Source organism: Bifidobacterium apri, assembly GCF_009299485.1.
Lineage (GTDB): Bacteria > Actinomycetota > Actinomycetes > Actinomycetales > Bifidobacteriaceae > Bifidobacterium > Bifidobacterium apri.
Map to the genome: position 1 here is coordinate 126,783 of NZ_WBSO01000002.1, position 19,127 is coordinate 145,909.

A 19,127-nucleotide genomic window follows, 5' to 3' on the forward strand; every position below is an offset into this window, starting at 1 on the left:
CAGATCAGCAGTGCGCGCAGATCAGTAGGATGCGCGCAGATCAGTAGGGTGCACAGGTCAGTAGGGTGCACAGGTCAATAGGGTGCACAGGTCAATAGGGTGCACAGGTCAATAGAGCGCAGGTCAGTCGATGATCCATGACAAGCCGACCAACACCACCAGGAACAGCACGTTGACCGCGCTGTACACCGCCAAATACCGGCCTTTCTTATCCGGATACCGCCGCGTCACGTTCTTGTAGGAGACCAAGGACGCCATCGACGCGATCAGCGTACCCATGCCGCCCAAATTCGTGCCGATGATCAGATGCGTCCAATCGTCACAGAAGCCCGACAGCAGAATCGTCGTCGGCACATTGCTCATGATCTGGCTGGAAACAACCGCCACCTCAAGCGGATGACCGCCCACCAAAGACGCCGCCAGCGAATAGAACGCCGGCACACGCTTCATATTGCCGATGAAAATGAAGAACATGATGAAGGTCAGCGGCAGACCCCAGTCGACCTTTCGGAACGCCTTGCGATCGGCGAACAGAAACACGCCGAACACCACGACGCACATCACCCAGATCGGCACAAGGTCGCTGACCACCAGCAGGCACAGCAGGAACAGCGCCGCATACACCCACATTCGCCAACCGCCATAACCGGCCCCATATCCTGTCAAGCGGATTTCATCAGGCTGCGGCTGGTCGGGCTGAGGGGCAAGCACTCCGCGTTCGATATCCTCCCCGTCAAGGTCAGCGAATCGTCGCACTTCCTTGCCACCGAACGCTACCGCAATCACCACCACCAGCAGCACTGCGGCGACAAAGGAATACGGGGCCATAATGCCCAGGAACCGACTGGTCGGCATACCCGTCAACGCTTTGAGATACAAGTTGTGCGCATTGCCCACCGGGGTGAGCATGCTGCCGACGTTCGCCCCCACCGTCATCAACGTCGCCACCAGCACAGCCGACGATTCCATACCCGCCATCGTCAACACGGAAATCGCGAACGGAATGAACGTGACCAGCGCAACATCATTCGTGATCAGCATCGAGGAAAAATACGTGAGCGACACCAAAACCAGCACCACACCCCGCTGGGTGCGCACCATACGCAGCAAGCGCGAACCGACCATACGGAACACACCGATGCGCTGCAGCCCGCACACCACGAGCATCAGGCACACCAGCTGGGCAATCGTCTTGGTATGCACATAGCTGCGATACTCGGCATCCGGGGGCACCACAAAACAGGAGATGATCGCAAGGACCGTAGCGACGATGAAAATCGTCTCGCTTTTGACCACTTCAAGCAACCAACGCCGCATCCAGTCCTCCGTGAATTGAAGTTGAACCCCAGGTGAATTCAACATGTCGCACGCGCGACATGTCCAATATTAGCGGGAAATCCGGCATGACCGGCGTGTTCGCGCGGATTGCTCCGACCGTCAACGCAATTGTCGGTGCCAAACACGCCGGCATTCCCACGATGCCGCCAATCGTGCGCACACACGAAGCCGACCGGCCGGAGCCTGCGCCGGAGGGAATCCGCGCTTCACGCGCGTGTCACAACGTCTCACACGCGTGTCACAACGTTACCGTCACCACCGTGACCGAATACGCGGGAAGCCCCAACGCGAACCTCACCGGCGGCCCGGCCATCGCGAATGTGTCCTCACGACGTTCCGCCACCCTATGGGAAACACCCTCGGCGCCAAGCACATTGCGCGCCTCAGGTGCCGCACACAGCCGCACCACACGCAACCGGCACGAATCGCGGCGCGGACGGGCGCCCAACGATCGCAAACCGAAGGAGATATCGAGCGTGACATCGATGCGATCGCCACCCGTATTGACCAGCTTGATGAATCTGGTCGATTCGTCGCCGGTCGCGCTTGCGAACAGCCTGCCCGCCACCGCTTTACCGGCACGGGTATGCCCGGCATCGCCCAGCTCGCATTCGTAGGCCATCGGGCCGATATGCGTGGCGAACAATTGCTCCACTTCGGCGTTGAGTGTGGGCATCACCGTGCGCGCGTCGAATTCGATGAGGTTCTGCATCCACCCCTTGCCTGGCACGCGTGCGAGCAGCGGCGCATACGACGTCATGCGCACCACGTCGCTGTTGCGCTCGCATCCCGTGAGGAATGCCGCCTCACCGAGTGCGGATGCCCATGTGTTGGCATGCGCGTTGTCCTGTTTGTACCCGGCCAGATACCCGTTCGCCGAATACTCACCGACCATGACGCCGGCGGAATCACGCGGATAGCTGTCATAGCGGCGGGCTTGCGAGGCGAACCATTCAGGCGTGTGGTACGAATGCTCGTCCACGATGATTCTGCTGCCGGCAAGCGGCGGATCGCACGCCAACAGCATCTCGCCCCGCCCTGCGGCGATATCACGCGCATGATTCCACGCCCGGCGCATGGACAGGCGGTATGGGAAGAGCCCGGCGCTCATCACGCACAAGATCGACGGGTAGCGTTCGTGGATTGCCTTGGCGATGGCATCGAACCGTTCCATATATCCTTGTCCGTAATTCTCATTGCCGATGCCGATCATATCGAGACCGAACGGCGCCGGATGGCCCATATCGCGACGAACCCGCGCCCACTGACTGGTATCTGGATCGCCGTTGGCGAATTCGATGAGATCGAGATAATCCTGAACGACCACGTCACGGAAATACTCGCTGTTCACAGGAATGGACTGCGGGTCGCGGTACGGCGACTGGCAGGTCATGCCCGCGAACAAGGTCGGCAACGGCTTGGCGCCCAGATCCTCGCACAGGCAGAAATACTCGTAGAAGCCGATCTGGTAGCTTTGCGAATAGCTTGAGCCGTCCGGCATGCGGAAGGCCCACATATTGTATTGCTGACGACGCGCGTACAAAGCGCCGACCGTGTCCTTCCAACGGTACTCGTTGCCCGGCGTGACGCCTTCGGTGATGCAGCCGCCGGGGAACCGCAGGAACGCCGGTTTGAGCGCCGCGATGGCTTCAACCAGGTCGCGGCGGAATCTGCCGTACCGCCATTTGGGGTCGCCCGCACCCCACGTGTCCGCATCCACCAGGACGACACAGTCGAGATCGATGACGGTGTCTGACACGGGGATTGCAACGTTGCCTGATCCAGCGGTTGACGAGACGGCTTGCGTATCGGTCTGTGCGGCGCTGGATCCAACCGCCTGAGCCGAGCCCGGTGCAACACCCGATCGGGCATCCGCAATATCCGGGACCGTGCCGGAGAGTCCTGTCTGGTAGCTGTGTGTGCGATTTCCGTGAGCTTCGCCGGCGGACGTGCAGTCCCCCGCGCGATCTTCCCCCGCAATCAAACCGATATGCAGCTTGCCCAAGCCCGAAGCCATGCCCGACAGCGTACAGGTCAGATGGACCCACCCGTTGATGCAATCGGTGTCATCCGGGTCGCATGACCCCGCCGCAGTGCTGGGCAAGTCATTGCTTGGGGCGCTGCACGACAATGTCACGCAGTTGGTCAGTGCGGCACCCGAAGCGTTGACCACACTCACCGCAAGAGCCATAACCCCAGCGACCGGACGCGCGTACACGCCAAAATCGTAGCGATGCCCCTGCTCGATGGCGATTGCACACTCCCCGGCATGCTTGCCGCCGCCGTTGTACCCGAGGTTCTCGATATCCGCACCATGCCGCCCTGCAGGCAGGGCTAGGCGCACGTATCGGCTGTTGCGGTGCAGCGGCGGCGCCGGGCAAGACGTCTCGATACGCTGCCCATGCTCGCCGCGAGTCTCCATGCCGTAACTCGTCGCCGAAACCCCATGGAACTGCCAGAAACGCAACGAATCGACCTGGGTGCGCCACCGGTCCGTTCCGTGCGCGCGCATGCTGCGGTGCTTGAGATAGACGCCGTCGAAGCTGTAATTATTGACCACGTTCGCATTCAAGCCGCCATCGACTGACATGTTGATGTCCTCAAGAAACGCGCCATACAGCCGATCGCTGACCGGATGCGACGCTGAACCCACCATTACCGTGACCATGATTCCTATCGTAGGTGAAGCGACAGGATTTTCCCGGCAGCGCAGGGCGAATCAGCGGGCGCGTGTCGCAGATGTCCGGTCCCGCTCGTGTACCCGCGCGGCGACCTGGCGACGAACATGCATTTCGGCAGCGTGGCGGGAACACGCACCCGCCCGCGAAGTTCTGCATACGACAGCGTGGCGGGAACGCTCATGAACAATTCACCGTATGTTCACCGCCGCTTGTTGCGCACACAACCGCCCAATCACTACACGGCGCTAGGCTGTCACCACCGTCATGGCGACGGGCGCCACGAGGGAGAACACATGGGAGAGCAAGCACACGCATCCGAGGCAATCAGAGCACGCATCGAACACATCTACCCGTCGCTTCGACCCGCCGAACGGGCCGTCGCCCAGTATCTTCATGACCATGCGGATGCCGCCGAACTCACCGTTCACCAGCTTGCGCAAGCCACCCATTCCAGCGAGCCGACCGTCATCAGGCTCTCGCGCAAACTCGGGTTCAGCGGGTACCGCGAATTGCGGTATGTGCTTCGTCACCCGGCAGCCGAACATCACCCGCCCTTCGACCCACTGGAGGGCTTCGACCTCAACCCGTGGGATCAGTTGGAAGACATCCCCGGCAAGGCGGTGGGCGGGGCACGATCAATGTTGGACGACCTGCTCGCATCCCTTGACCGGCCATCATTGCGCAAAGCCGTCGGTATGCTCGCCACCGCCGGGCTGATCGACATCATCGGCGTGGAGAACTCGATCGTCCCGGCAACGGATCTGTGCACCAAGCTCAGTTATCTTGGCCTGCACTGCCGTATCGCCACTGATGCATATCTTCAGCAGATCAACGCGGGACACTTGACAGACCAGGACGTCGCCATCGCGTTCTCCTACTCAGGCAGTTCACGCGACACGATCAAAGCCTTGCAACTGGCAAAATCGCAAGGCACGCACACGATAGCCGTCACCAATGCGTCGAACGCCCCCATCCGCAACTGGGCGGACATCACCCTGCTCGCGGGCAGCGGCGAGCGCACCATCTACGGCAATGCGATTTTCTCCCGCATCTCGCATATCGCGCTGGTCGACATGCTGTACATGGGTGTGATCCTCAGCGATTACGGCAGGTTCGCCGCGCGGCTCGACCGCTCGGGCAGATACATTCAAGATCGCGGTTTCACCGCTTGAAACTCCAAAACTACGCATCCGACGCGTAGTTTCATCTGGAATTCACCGTCCTTTCCCCAAGCTTTCGCCCAGGAAGACCGAAACAGCCGCGGAACGGATCGAAGATGAACATACAGCCGCGCGCCACAGGATCCAGGAGCCGGCCGAAGGCGCATGACGCCGCACAACAGAACACCCCTCAAACCAAGTGATACACTGCGCCGACAGTCGGCGCCATCCGTTGCGGGCGTCCGCCAGTGAAGCCCGCGGAAGGCAGAACCACCCATGCTTGAACTGAAGCACATCACCAAGTCGTTCGGGAACGACCGTGTTCTCGATGACATCAGCCTGCGTCTGGACACCGGCGAGATCATGTCCGTTCTCGGTCCGTCAGGCGGCGGTAAAACCACATTGCTCAACATCATCCTGGGCATCGTTGACGCCGATACCGGGCGGATCATCTTCGACAGCGAGGACGTCTCGCACACGCCGATGGAGAAGCGCGGCTTCAACATCGTATTCCAGGATTATGCGTTGTTCCCCAACCTCAACGCCTACGAGAACATCACCTACGGCCTGCGCAACACCCCGGGGCTGTCCTCGCCGGAAGAAATCAGCGACCTGATTGCATTGCTCGATCTTGGCAAGCATCTGGACAAATCCGTCGACGAACTCTCCGGCGGCCAGAAGCAGCGCGTCGCCCTGGCGCGCACCCTTGTCATGAAGCCCCGTCTGCTGCTGCTTGACGAACCGCTGTCCGCGCTCGACGGGGCAATCAAGGAGTCCGTCAAATCCAAGATCAAGCAGATTGTCGAGCGGTACCGGTTGACCACGATCATGGTCACGCATGACCCGGAGGAGGCGTGCACCATGAGCGACCGCGTGCTGATCCTCAACCGAGGCAAGGTCGCGCAATTCGGCACACCCGAGCAGATCATCGAGCAGCCGGCGGACGGGTTTGTGCGATCGTTCATCCTCAACCAGCTGGAAGTCAAGCGAAACAACATCCACACGCTGTTCGCTGACCATACCGCCGATGCCGCATCCGACGCGCACACCTCGCCGATGCTGAAGGAGGCGTGACATGTCGTTCGAATCCGTCCAGGCCCGCAAGCAACTGCCGAATATCGCGCCGGAAATCGTGAACTACGAGCGGCGCCCATCCAAGCCGAAGCAAACGGAACTGTGGATTGTGCTGGCGATGGTGTCGGCGGCGTTCGCGGCGTTTCTCATCGTGCCGGTCGCGCTGGTGGCCATCAGATCCTTCCAGACGGGCGAAGGCTCGGCGACGCTTGATAATTACCGCGCAATCCTCGCGCAACCGGAGTTCCTCACCTCTGTACTCAACTCATGCAAGGTCTCGGCGGCTTCCGCGGTGATTGCAGTGCTGCTGGCGTTCCTGCTCGCTTACACCGTGCATTTCACGAACACTCCGACAGGATTCAAACGCATCGTCGCGCAGCTGACCGAAATGCCGATGCTGCTGCCGACCATCACCTACGGGTTCGCAATCATCTACAGTTTCGGCAACCGCGGGCTGTTCACCGACCTGCTGGGCGGGAAGCCGCTGGACATCTACGGGTTCAACGGCTTGCTGATCGGCTACACGATGTACACGCTGCCGACGTGCTTCCTGCTGATTGACAATGGCATGAGATTCATCGACAAGAAGTTCATCATCGTCTCGCATGTGATGGGCGACCGGCCGTGGCTGACCTTCGCACGAACCGTGCTGCGTCCGCTTGTTGGCACGCTCGCTGTCGCGTTCATCCAGGCGTTCTTCCTCGCGTTCACCGATTACGGCATCCCCACCTCAATCGGCGGCACATACGATGTGCTGGCGATGACGCTGTTCAACCAGATGCTCGGTTCGATCCCGAATTTCAATCGCGGCGCGGTGATTGCGGTGTTCATGCTGATCCCCTCGATCATCTCGTTCATCCTGATGACCGTCTTGGAACGCTTCTCGATCCGGTATGCGAAAGTCACCAACGTGAGCCTGCCCAAAGGCGTGTGGCGGGACCGACTGTGCGCGGTCGCTTCGGTTGTCGTACTCGCGCTGCTGCTGTCCCCGTTCATTGTCGTGCTCGTCGTCCCCTTCGTGACGCAGTGGCCGTTCAACCCGACACCGACGTGGGCGCATTTCGCCGACTTGTTCACCGACGGCTCGTTGAGTTCGGTGTATGTCAATTCCCTGTATGTCGCGACCATGACGGCGATCATCGGATGCTTGTTCGCCTATTGTGCCGCGTTGGTCGCCGCGCGTTCGAAACTGCCTGATTGGGCGAGACGGACGATGGACGCGATGGGATCGGTCGTCAACACCCTTCCCGGCATGGTGCTGGGCATCGCGTTCCTGTTCGCCTTCTCCGGCAGCCCCATGCAGAACACCTTCTGGATTCTCATCATCGCGAATGTCGTGCACTACTTCGCCACGCCATACCAGATGATGAAGGATTCGCTATCGAAGATGAACAGCACGTGGGAGACCACGGCCAAATTGATGGGAGACAACTGGATCAAGACTATTGTGCGCGTGGTGACACCGAACGCGTGGCCGACCATCCTGCACGTCTTCGGATACTATTTCGTCAACGCAATGGTTACGATTTCCGCGGTCGTATTCCTCACCGGCGCCAAAACCCAAGTGATCACCACGGAAATCTCCGCATTGCAGCATCTGGCCGAATACGACCGGATTTTCGCGCTGTCCGTTCTGATTCTCGCCACCAATCTCATCGTGAAGGGCATCATCGCCTTCGCGACGCGCGAACGCCGTGGAGTCCGAGTACGGGAACCGGCAACCAGGCCGGTGGCGATGTTCGAGCCCGTCCACAGGGATGCCAAGCTGGCAGCATTCACACGTCCTGCCGCATCCGGTTCCGCGACATTCCACCTGCCTGCGGCATACCGTGGGCGTACCCGCTCAATCGCAACGAAGACACTGTCCGCTCTGCTCGCCGCGCTGCTCGTAGCATTCGGATTCGGCGCATTCACCAGTACAGCCGAAGCCGACGGCCAAGTCGTCATCTACACCAACGCCGACGACGAGGCGGTGGCAGCGTTCCGTCACGCCCTCGATGACAACGGGTTCAAAGGCAAGTACGTCATCCAAGGATTCGGCACCTCGGAACTCGGCGGCAAACTGCTTGCCGAAGGCAAGGCGCTCGAGGCAGACCTGATCACCATGAGCTCCTACTACATTGATTCCGCGCAGGAACGCAACCACATGTTCGCCAATCTGACCGATGTGACATCAATCCCCCTGGGGACGGACGGCAACTCCACAGCCCCGTCATGGCGGCGCCCGACGACCGTGCAGGAAGGTTCGATCTTCTACAACACCACCGTGCTCACACAGCAGGGGTTGCCCGTGCCTTCCAGCCTCAAGGACCTTGCCGATCCCGTATACCGCGGGCAGATCTCGGTGACCGACATGGAAGGCTCATCGACAGGCTGGCTGATGGTGCAAGCCATCGCGGACACCTACGGAACAGGCGACGAAGGCAAGGAGATCCTGACCGGCATCTACCGCAACGCCGGACCGCATATGCAGATGTCCGGTTCCGGCCCGCTCAACGCGGTGCGGTCGGGCGAAGTGGCAATCGGCTTCGGGCTTCGCCACCAAGCGGTCGCGGACAAGAAGAAAGGCCTGCCGATCGAATATGTCGATCCGCAGGAAGGCAACTACGCGCTGACCGAATCGGTCGCCGTCCTCGACAAAGGCGATCGGACCAATCCACTGGCACAGAAGATGGCCGCCACCATCATCGACAAGGGGCGCGCCGAACTGCTGCGCACCTATCCGGTCACCTTGTACCGAGGCGAGCGCAGGGCCGCCGGCACGGGAATAACCACCAAGGCATACCCCGACCCGCTGAGCGTCGACCTGCTGCAGAGGCATCAGGACTTCTCCGAATCCTGCAAGCGCGCCGCACAGGGCTGATACCGCCGGAGCCGAAACAGGCGCCGATACAGGACATCCGCGCCTGTTTCGGTTCCACCATCCGTGTGACATTCCAAAGCGACATTCACAACAACCATTTCCAAAGAAAGGAATACCCATGACCACCATAACCGCGCAACCGACCATGACCGACGACTACAAGCTCCTCACCCCCGGCCCCTTGACCACCACACGCACAGTCAAGGAGCAGATGCTCGTTGACCATTGCACTTGGGACGACGATTACAAGGCCATCACCCAGGATATTCGTGCCAATCTGCTTGAGCTGGCGCATTGCGACCCCGACACGTACACCACCGTGCTTATGCAAGGGTCAGGCACCTTCGGTGTTGAAAGCGTTCTGACTTCCGTGATCGGGACGGACGAGAAAGTGCTGATCTGCGCGAACGGGGCGTACGGCGAACGCCAAGCGGATATCTGCCGGCATGCGGGCATCGCCTATACGCTGTACCGTGAGCCGAATGACCGTATTCCGGATGCCGGGCGTGTCGAAACCATCCTCGACGAGGACCCCTCCATCACACATGTGTCCATGGTCCATTCCGAAACCACATCCGGACTGCTCAACGATATCGAATCCGTGGCACGCGTCGCGCACCAGCACGATTGCACGATGATCGTCGACGCGATGAGCTCCTTCGGCGGGGTGGACATTCCCGTTCAGGCGTGGGGCATCGATTTCATCGTCAGCTCTGCGAACAAATGCATCCAGGGCGTACCAGGTTTCAGCTTCATCATCTGCAATACGGCGAAGCTTGAAGCGTCCCGAGGCAAGGCGCGCAGCCTGTCGCTCGACCTGTGGGACCAATGGGATACGCTCGAACGGCAGCACGGTAAATGGCGTTTCACCTCCCCCACGCATGTGGTGCTCGCATTCAGCCAGGCGTTGCGCGAGATGCGAGCGGAAGGCGGGATCGAAGCGCGGCATGAGCGGTACGCCCGCAACAATCGGATGCTGATTGCAAGGATGAAAACCCTTGGTTTCGGCACATATCTGCATGACCATCAGGGGCCGATCATCACGACATTCACCTACCCACAAGGAGTCTCCATCGATTTCGCCGACATGTACGCGTTCATCAAGGAACGCGGGTATGCGATCTACCCGGGCAAACTCACCGAGGAGGAGACGTTCAGACTGGGCAATATCGGTGAGATCTACCCCGAGGATATCGAACGGGTGACCGAGCTGTTCACCTTGTATCTGGCCGAACGTGGATTGCTTGCGGCGTGCACCGGCAATGAGGACATCGCCACGGTGCTCGACGCGATGCGTGCGGCGGGCGAATCGGCGCGCTAACCGTTCGGCGCGCAGCCCGACATCAGAGCATATCAGGAACAACACGATGTTTTTCAACGACCAAGGAGCATTCATACCAATGACATCAGTTATGGCTCAGGCAGCATCCACGACACCCGCCGCACCTATGACACCGCGATTCGATGCCGTCATCTTCGATTGGGCGGGCACCACCGTCGATTACGGCAGCTTCGCGCCCGTTCAGGCGTTCATCGAGGCGTTCCGCGAATTCGGCATCGAGCCGAGCATCGAGGAGACACGCAAACCAATGGGCATGCTCAAGCACGACCATATCAACACGATGCTGCATATGGATCGCATCGCGCGCGCATGGGAGGATCAGCATGGCGGCGTCGCACCCACCGGCGCCGATGTGGACGCGGTATACAGCCGATTCGAACCGAAGTTGCTATCCATTCTCGACCGGTTTGCCACGCCGAAACCGGGGGTCGTGGCAGCAGTTGCCCGTCTGCGCGACGCAGGCATCGCCATCGGGTCCACTACCGGTTACACGGATGAGATGATGGCAATCGTGGTACCGAAGGCCGCCGAACTGGGGTATACACCAGACTGCTGGTTCAGCGCCGACAGTGTGGATGGGTACGGGCGCCCTTACCCGTATATGATGTTCCGCAACATGCAAGCCTTGCATGTGCAGGATGTGCGGCGGGTGGTCAAGGTGGGCGATACCATCGCCGATATCAAGGAAGGCAAGAATGCCGGTGCGTTTACAGTCGGCGTGAGCGAAGGAAGCTCACTGATGGGGCTGACGCAAAAACAATTCGAGGCGCTCGACCAAGCGGCGCGCGACCATGCGCTGGAGACGACCTGTCAGGCGTTTCTTGACGCCGGTGCCGACGCGGTGATCGACACCATGGAGGAGTTGCCGGCACTGCTGGGGCTCTGAAGTGGTTAAGCTGCGGGAACACGGCAGCCACCGGCAGTTCGCACCCGCCGGCATCATGCCTGTGTTCCTGCAGCGCTGTCTGGTGGGAGGAGCTGGGTGTGGCGGGCGCAGCGCTCCCACGCTGATAAACCAACACCCGTCAACACCGCCCTCGCGCGATGTCGGACATCATGCGGATCTGGCGGTAGTAGCGTTCCTCACTCAGGCCGTCGACCGTCGGGGTATTGCGCATCGTCACCCCGTCAAGACCGCCGGCACGGGCGACATCCGCCAGCACAGACTGATGCCACGAAATATCCAGAAGCGGAGCGATTCGCCGGCAGCCCATCGCGTACATGGCGCATACCAGCGCATGACCACCCCAATTCGACGTTCCGGAGACGATCAGCTCGTCCGCGGGGACCGTACAAGCGATGCGCTCGCCATGCTCGACGACATCCTCGATAACCATCGAATCGAGTCTCCCCATGCCGATTTCATTACCGCCGTCGCCGATGCCGATGACATGCAAACCCAGCCCAGTGAGCCGGCTGAGCGGGGCGGTCCACTGGTCGATATCGAATCCCCGCATATTGCGCGGGTTCCCGTCGCGCGCCGGCCCGACACGTTCGATGTAGATGACGGTGTCGATATTGTTGCGGTCGGAGAGCCCGTGCATCGCATCGATCCACTCGTCAAAGCCCTGTGCGTCGGCAGGCGCGATGGCCACATGGTCTTCGGGCAGTCGCGGCGAGGCCCCCGCGCGGATGATCGGCTCGCATGGCTCATCGCTGACCAGCCAGGCATCCGAACCGATCGCCCGGAGCGCCTCACACAGCTCAATCGCTCCGACAGGACCGTCCGATTCGGCGGCAGGGTGCTCCGCCTGTGGAATGTAGAATCCGGTGACGACCATGGCACGATGCCCGCCGGTCTTGAGCCATCGCGCAGCACGGAACAAATCGCCACGCGCGAAGGTCATCATGGTCTCGCTGCCCCGCCCTACATCCGCCGCGGCGGCATTCTGGATGTGCGCAACACGCGGCTTCCAGCGCCAGCTCGCGATGCGGGCAGCAGGCCCGATTCCTCCATGATGCGCCGCACCGCCGAGGCCGGCATGAGACACGCCCGATTGCCGATCGCCTTGCCTGGATGGGCTGTATTGCATCGCTTTCGTCATATCCGCTCCTCTCCTATCGACGCCCGACCGATCAGGTCGACCGAATGCCGCTCGCTCGCCGCGTCTCATGTCGTGTCTCATGTCACGTCTCACGATTCGATATGTCCCAGGACGCTTCCGGATGTCACGTTGTCGCCCGGTTGCGCGGCGATATGAACCACACCGCCGACCGAAGCCGGGACCTGAATCTCCATCTTCATAGCCTCCAGCACAACGACCGGCGTTCCCTCGCTGACTTCAGCGCCATCGTCGACCAGCCAGCGCGCCACCGTGCCGGTGATCGAGGCGAGGATATCCCCGGCGTCATGCGCCGCCGCGTCCCTCATGTCACCATCGTGCGATGTTCCACTTCCGGCAGCCCCGGCGGCCGAAAGCGACGAGGCCAAACCTGCCGGCAAGCCGACCTCTACACGGCGGCCATCCCATTCAATCCACGTGCGTCGCAGTCCGATCTCATCATCGTTGAAACGCACCGACTCGCCGCCAGATTTCAGCGCCTTGGGGTCAAGCCGCTTGAGCAGCACCTCTTCGATCCACCGCGTGTAGACGTTGAACCCATGCTCCCCCGTGAAATCAGGGTCGGCAAGCACCGCCCGATCGAACGGCACCACCGTGGGTACGCCGTCGATGCGCAGTTCGGCGAGCGCCCGACGCGCCCGTTGCAGGCATTCCTCGCGCGTGGGGGCGTGCACGACGAGTTTGGCGAGCATGGAGTCGAAGTGGTCAGAGACGATCGAGCCGGTCTGCACACCGGTATCGAAACGCACGCCCGGCCCGCTCGGTGCCCGAAGTGCAGTGATACGTCCGGGAAATGGCGCGAATCCGAGCGATGGGTCCTCCGCGTTGATGCGCAATTCCATGGCATGACCGTCATGCGCCGGTTTGAGCCCAGCGATCGACGCCCCCGAGGCGATGCGCAGCTGCCAAGCCACCAGATCGATACCGCTGGTCATTTCAGTGACCGGATGCTCGACCTGGATCCGCGTGTTGACTTCCATGAACGAGAGCGTCCCGTCCGGCGCCACCAGAAATTCCACGGTTCCGGCTCCCACATACCCGACCTCGGAGCAAATCGCCACTGCGGCGTCCCCAAGCCGTTGGGCAACACCGGCGGGCAGGAAGGGGGCAGGGGCCTCCTCGATGAGCTTCTGGTTACGCCGTTGCAGTGAGCAATCCCTCGTGCCGACGGCGATGACCCCGCCATAGGTGTCCCCAAGCACTTGCACTTCGACATGCCGCGGATGTTCAAGGAACCGCTCGATGAAACATTCCCCGTTGCCGAACGCGACTTCGGTCTCATGGACGGCGGAATCGAAAGCGGATTCGACGTCGGCGAGGTCGCGCACGACTTCCATGCCGCGGCCTCCCCCGCCATGCACCGCCTTGATGACGATCGGCAGACCATGCTGGTGGGCAAACGCGGCGGCCTCCTGCGCGTCTTTCACTGGTTGGGTGGTGCCGGGGGCCATGGGCGCGCCGACCTTCGTGGCGACGGCACGCGCTTCGACCTTGTCTCCAAGCATGCGGATGGTCTGCGGCGACGGACCGATCCATGTCAGTCCGGCGTCCGACACCGCTTGCGCGAAGTCAGCGTTCTCCGACAGGAATCCGTACCCCGGGTGGATGGCATCGGCATGGCTGTCGGCCGCCGCATCAAGCAATGCCGGGATGTTCAGGTAGGTTTCCGCCGGCGTCACACCGTGCAGGGCGATTGCCTCATCGGCGAGCTGGACGAACAGCGCGTCGGCGTCATCATCCGCGTAGACGGCCACCGCCTCCAGTCCCAAATCATGGCATGCGTGGATAATCCGTACGGCGATTTCCCCGCGATTGGCGATCAGAATGCGCTTCATCGCAACTCCTTTCCATCGTGTTCATTGTGATGGGATGTGTCGTGTTTCTCTTGCGTTGTCGTTCCTTCTGCCCCGACCTTGCGGAACCGGATGAACGCGCCGGGCGGCAGTTGCGCCGCCAGAGCAAGCGCGTCAAGCGTGAGTACGGCGATGACCGGATACCCGCCGGTAACCGGCTGGTCTCGCAGGAACAGCACGGGTTGCCCGCTGCCGGGTACTTCGAGCGAACCGGGGACCATGCCTTCGCTGGGCAGTTCCCGCTGGTCTTTGCGTTCCAAGGGTTGCTGGCCGTGAAGCCTGAGCCCGGTGCGGTTTGATTGGGCGGTGACCTGCCACGTCGTGTCAAGCAGCGTGGCGATGGCTGTCTGAGTGAACCAATCGTCATGTGGGCCGAGGATGATGTCCAGCATGACGGGATGGTTTGCACTGCCAACCGCCTTCGAACCGGCATGCTGCATGGTGCCGGAGGGAAGATGCTCGTTCCAGTCACGCGGACTTCCCACGCTTCGCTCCGGATCGGCGCGGCCTACAGCCAGGACATCGCCTGCGGCAAGCGGAGCCGGTCCGATGCCTGACATCGTGTCCCGCGAGGCGCTGCCAAGCGTCGCAGGAGCTATGAATCCCCCGCGGATGGCGAGATAATCCCGGAATCCCGCGCGCGGCACGCCAATGGTCAGGGTCTCGCCATCGTGCATGATGAAGGCTTCCTGCCGATGCAGGCTCTGCGTTACGGCCGCTCGCTCCTGATCGGTACCCGACGCGGCGTTTCCGGTGATGCGCAGACTGACCGGGGCTCCCGCGACGGCGACCACGACATCACCGATCGCGGTGAATGCGGCATCACCGGCGGTCAGCTCAATGGCGAGCGCATCAGGCGGATTGCCGACGAGCATGTTGGCGAGATGGTAGGAATGCCGATCGCATGCTCCCGATCCTGCGACCCCCATGGCTGAGGCGTGCCTGCCGTGGTCTTCGAACAGGGCGAGCAGTCCTGGACGGTCCACACGCAGACCGCAGCCATGCACGGCTGGAGTCGAATCGGCAGCGCGATTTTCACATTGTGCGCTTGCGCCGCAGCCTGTCGAGCTGATTCGCTTCGGCGGAATATCGGCGATCGTGGCGTCGGCGCGCTCAGGGCGGAACACGACACGGTCGCCAGGCATGATGGCGGCAGGCGGGTTGGTTTGGGTATTCCACATTGGTACGGTCGTATGCCCGATCAGCTGCCAACCACCTGAGCTTTCGCGCGGGTAAACGCCGCTGAACCGCCCGGCGAGGCCGACCGCTCCGGAAGGCACGGTGAGTCGCGGTGTCGTGCGACGCGGCACGTCGAATACCGGGTCTCCATCCACCAAATACGTGAATCCCGGGGCGAACCCGCCGAACGCCGCCGTCCACGGTGTGTCGGCATGCCGTGCGACCACCTCGTTGGCGCTGATGCCAAGCAATTGCGCCACAGCGTCAAGATCCTCGCCATCATAGACGACGGGAATCTCCACGCGCCGGCGGCTTGAGGTCTGATCCGGCGCGTCAGGCAATGCCATGATCGCTTCAGCGAGCGCAGATGCTCGAATCCTACGCAGATCGAATCGCACGAGCACGGTTTGCGCGGCGGGAACAAGCTCCATGACCGCCGCAAACGCGCGCATCGACATCAACGAAGCAGCGGGTTCCCCTGCCGATTCGCTTGCCGAAACGGCCTCCTTCACCGCTTCGCCCAGCACATGATACAAGCCGAGCGCATGGTGGAGGTCCCCGGTCTCCACCAAGAGTGCGTCCTGCCCTGCAGACGATATCCGTCTCATGATTTCATGGCTTTCGTGGACACTTGCGGCGAACCATCCTCGATGGCAAACGGTCGCACGCCGATCCCCGCGTCTTCCAACGCCTTGCGTACCGCCGTCGCCATCGTCACCGCTCCCGGCGAATCGCCGTGCACACACACCGAATCGGCATCAAGCTTGACAACCGTCCCATCAATCGCCGTCACGGTGCCGTCCTCGACCATGCGCAGCACCCGCGAGGTCACTTGCGTCGTATCGGTGATCACCGCCCCAGGTTCACGACGCGAGACCAAGTGACCGTCCGGCATGTATGCGCGGTCAGCGAATGCCTCTCGGAACACGCGAAGCCCCGCATCCTCAGCCAACCGGCCGACTACTGAGCCGGGCAGTGTGAGCAATGCCAGCGACGGATCCACTTCGGTGATGGCTTCGACCACGGCCTTGGCATGCCGCTCGTCGACCGCGATCCGGTTGTAGAGCGCTCCATGCGGCTTCACGTATCGCACCCGCGCACCCGACGCAGCGGCTATTCCTTCCAACGCGCCGATCTGATAGATGACGTCGGCGGTCAGATCCGCTGGCGTTTCATCGACATACCGCCGGCCGAATCCGGCAAGATCACGGTACGCCACATGCGCACCGATCGTCACGCCGTGCGAGGCTGCGTACCCGACCGTACGAAACATGCCTGCCGGATCACCCGCGTGGAAACCGCACGCCACATTCGCGCTCGACACCACGTCCAGCAACGCCGTATCATCTCCGAGCGTCCACCTGCCGAAGCTTTCGCCCATATCACTGTTCAGGTCGATTCCCGCCATCACCGCTCCTCACTTCCGGAATGTTCCGATATCTCCTGTAATGTCACCCGTACACGTTGCTGAGCCGCACCGGCGGCAATCGCATTCACACCATGAAGCTGCGATCGGGAATATCCGTAAGGAACATGTGCCCCGGCGCATGTGTAATCGCGAACGACGGTTTCGACGCCATCACCGCAGCCTGCGGGGTCACTCCGCACGCCCAGAACACGGGGATGTCGCCATCCTCCATGATCGGCGGATCGCCATAATCGGGGTGCCGCATATCCCTGATGCCGATGCCTTCGGGCTCACCGATCCATACGGGCGCCCCATGCACGCTCGGATAGTAGCCGGAAATCCGCACGGCGTCCGCAATCCGATCCGGCTGGATGCCACGCATCGACACCACCATCGTCGAGCTGAACCGCCCTGCGGGCTTGCAAGGAATCGACGTGTCATACATCGGCACATTGCGTCCCGCTGCAATATGGTGCACAGGAATGCCAGCCTCCATCAGCGGGAATTCAAAGGTGAAACTGCATCCGATCAGGAACGTGACCAGATCGTCATGCTGTGCCCAGATATCAGTGATGTCGCTGCACGTGTCCACCAGCTCGCCATGCTCCCACACACGGTACAGCGGGATATCCGTGCGGATATCGCTGCCAGCGGCGATGGACGGCTTGGGATTGCCGGGATCAAGGACTTCAAGAATCGGGCAAGGCTTGGGATTGCGCTGGGTGAACAGCAGGAAATCAAACGCGTACTCACGCGGCAACGCAATCATATTCGCCTGGGCGAAACCGCGCGCGATGCCGCAGGTCGGACGCACCACGCCGTGACGGAACGCTTCACGCGCCTCACGCGCCGTCGTATCCGCACCCAATACCGGCGCATCACCCTGCGCGGCATCTTCGACCGGAACACCACCGGACATCAACAAACCCATATGAACCTCCCTTTCGTCCACACGCTAAATTCACCGCGTTAAACCCGGATTTCCCGCAATGATGCGGAAGATCACCAAGCTGTGACCAACGGATTACGGGTATGTCCCATCCGTGTAATCCAGGAAATACATGCGGCATAAGGTGTGGCTCGTTCAATGGCGCAGCAGCGGAAACCACTGCCGTCTGCCGTGGCATCATCCGGCGGCGAACCGACAGCCCGGCATAACCCGCCACGTCACACCACAAGAGAGGAGTCATCCGATGAGCGCAGTCGTACTCGGAGTAGGAAACGCATCCGTATTGTTCAAAGGACTGGGAAACGGCGGCGGGGATGCCGTACGCATCATCGATGCACACGATGATTGCGCTTCCGCCTTTGATTTGAGCGTCTTGCGCGGCGACGGGATCTTCGAAGCGACCACGGTATACGAAGGATTCCCCGTGTCCTTGGAAAACCATCTGAAGCGACTTGCGCATTCCGCAGCATTGGTGGATATGCCCGAGCCTGACATGGCCGCGTTCACCGACGCCTGCCAAGGGGTCATCGACGCCTACGACGGAGCCGAGCAAGCGCCGATGTTGCGTATTCTCGTTTCGCGCGGGCTTGATCCGACCACCGGCATCGGCGCTGAAGCGAAGCATTCAAGCGAGGGACCGCTGCCACCAAGCGTATGGATCTTCCTTGACGGTGAAGGCGGCGGGCATAGTATCGAGCCGATCACCATGGCAACGCTCACACGCGGTTATCCATCGGATATCACCACGAAAGCGCCGTGGCTGCTCAACGGCGCGAAGACCCTCAGCTATGCGGTCAATCAGGCGATGCACCGGGAATGCGACCGTCGCGGGGTCGGTGACGCGGTCACCACCACAACCGACGGATATACGTTGGAATGCCCCAACAGCAGCATCGTCGCACGGTACGGGGATACATACGTCACGCCCGACCCGCGAATCGGCATTTTGAACGGCACATCACAGCGCGAACTGTTCGCATGGGCGCTTGAGGAAGGCAAGCGGACCGCCTATCGCAAGCTGCCAGTCGAAGAGCTGCGGGATGCGGATGCTTTGTATATGACGCACGGCGGCTGGGTAGTCCCGGTCAAGGAGCTGGATGGCAAGGCGTATGCGGTGGATATGGATGAGATCCAGGCGATGAACGACGCCATCCATGAGGGGCGCACGCATGACGACGCGCTGACCATCGGGCCGAGCGGTGAGTATGAGTAAGGCG

13 protein-coding genes are annotated in these 19,127 nt (G+C 61.4%); 6 read left to right on the plus strand and 7 right to left on the minus strand.

Going from position 1 to position 19,127, the window contains the following annotated elements:
* Window positions 1-123 precede the first annotated feature (123 nt).
* Together DSM100238_RS01925 and DSM100238_RS01930 are read right to left on the minus strand one after the other, a co-directional pair.
* On the minus strand, window positions 124-1,317 hold the full coding sequence (locus DSM100238_RS01925) for an SLC13 family permease (protein ID WP_152355062.1): 1,194 nt from the start codon (window positions 1,315-1,317) through the stop codon (window positions 124-126).
* Between the two features lie 259 nt (window positions 1,318-1,576).
* Window positions 1,577-4,006 (minus strand): alpha-L-arabinofuranosidase C-terminal domain-containing protein, encoded by a 2,430-nt coding sequence (locus DSM100238_RS01930; protein WP_240812286.1) that lies wholly within the window; start codon window positions 4,004-4,006, stop codon window positions 1,577-1,579.
* 306 nt (window positions 4,007-4,312) lie between these two features.
* On the opposite strand from DSM100238_RS01930, the gene DSM100238_RS01935 reads away from it, so the two are divergent.
* The 5 genes from DSM100238_RS01935 to phnX all read left to right on the plus strand — a co-directional run bounded on the left by DSM100238_RS01935 (window position 4,313) and on the right by phnX (window position 11,344).
* A complete protein-coding gene (locus DSM100238_RS01935; RefSeq protein ID WP_152355063.1) occupies window positions 4,313-5,191 on the plus strand; it encodes a MurR/RpiR family transcriptional regulator in 879 nt (292 codons plus the stop codon).
* 264 nt (window positions 5,192-5,455) lie between these two features.
* Complete coding sequence (locus DSM100238_RS01940) at window positions 5,456-6,253, plus strand: ABC transporter ATP-binding protein (RefSeq protein WP_152355064.1); 798 nt, start codon at window positions 5,456-5,458, stop codon at window positions 6,251-6,253.
* Between the two features lies 1 nt (window position 6,254).
* The gene (locus DSM100238_RS09440; RefSeq protein WP_205730664.1) at window positions 6,255-9,116 is read left to right on the plus strand and encodes an extracellular solute-binding protein; all 2,862 of its coding nucleotides are present in this window, start codon (window positions 6,255-6,257) and stop codon (window positions 9,114-9,116) included.
* 118 nt (window positions 9,117-9,234) lie between these two features.
* Window positions 9,235-10,437: a 2-aminoethylphosphonate--pyruvate transaminase gene (gene phnW, locus DSM100238_RS01955; RefSeq protein ID WP_205730665.1), complete on the plus strand. Its 1,203-nt coding sequence runs from the start codon at window positions 9,235-9,237 to the stop codon at window positions 10,435-10,437.
* Between the two features lie 79 nt (window positions 10,438-10,516).
* Window positions 10,517-11,344 carry a phosphonoacetaldehyde hydrolase gene (gene phnX / locus DSM100238_RS01960; protein WP_205730666.1) on the plus strand — a complete coding sequence of 276 codons (828 nt, stop codon included), beginning with the start codon at window positions 10,517-10,519 and terminating at the stop codon, window positions 11,342-11,344.
* Between the two features lie 139 nt (window positions 11,345-11,483).
* Here the strand turns inward: phnX and DSM100238_RS01965 are convergent, their stop codons facing one another.
* The 5 genes from DSM100238_RS01965 to DSM100238_RS01985 form a co-directional block, all read right to left on the minus strand.
* Window positions 11,484-12,503, minus strand: a complete 1,020-nt coding sequence (locus DSM100238_RS01965; RefSeq protein WP_152355065.1) for a DUF4392 domain-containing protein — start codon at window positions 12,501-12,503, stop codon at window positions 11,484-11,486.
* An 89-nt stretch (window positions 12,504-12,592) separates the two neighbouring features.
* Entirely contained in the window at window positions 12,593-14,356 is a 1,764-nt protein-coding gene (locus tag DSM100238_RS01970; protein ID WP_152355066.1) for an acetyl/propionyl/methylcrotonyl-CoA carboxylase subunit alpha, read from the minus strand.
* A complete protein-coding gene (locus tag DSM100238_RS01975; protein ID WP_152355067.1) occupies window positions 14,353-16,161 on the minus strand; it encodes a 5-oxoprolinase subunit B/C family protein in 1,809 nt (602 codons plus the stop codon). The genes DSM100238_RS01970 and DSM100238_RS01975 overlap by 4 nt, the downstream gene beginning before the upstream one ends.
* The gene (locus DSM100238_RS01980) at window positions 16,158-16,961 is read right to left on the minus strand and encodes a LamB/YcsF family protein (protein ID WP_152355068.1); all 804 of its coding nucleotides are present in this window, start codon (window positions 16,959-16,961) and stop codon (window positions 16,158-16,160) included. Before DSM100238_RS01980 ends, DSM100238_RS01975 begins: the two co-directional genes overlap by 4 nt.
* A gap of 85 nt (window positions 16,962-17,046) precedes the next feature.
* Window positions 17,047-17,880 carry a putative hydro-lyase gene (locus DSM100238_RS01985; RefSeq protein ID WP_376831007.1) on the minus strand — a complete coding sequence of 278 codons (834 nt, stop codon included), beginning with the start codon at window positions 17,878-17,880 and terminating at the stop codon, window positions 17,047-17,049.
* A 274-nt stretch (window positions 17,881-18,154) separates the two neighbouring features.
* Between DSM100238_RS01985 and DSM100238_RS01990 the strand changes: the two genes are divergently transcribed.
* Window positions 18,155-19,123, plus strand: coding sequence for an aminodeoxychorismate lyase (locus tag DSM100238_RS01990; RefSeq protein ID WP_152355069.1), 969 nt, complete (start codon window positions 18,155-18,157; stop codon window positions 19,121-19,123).
* The last annotated feature ends 4 nt before the right edge of the window (window positions 19,124-19,127 follow it).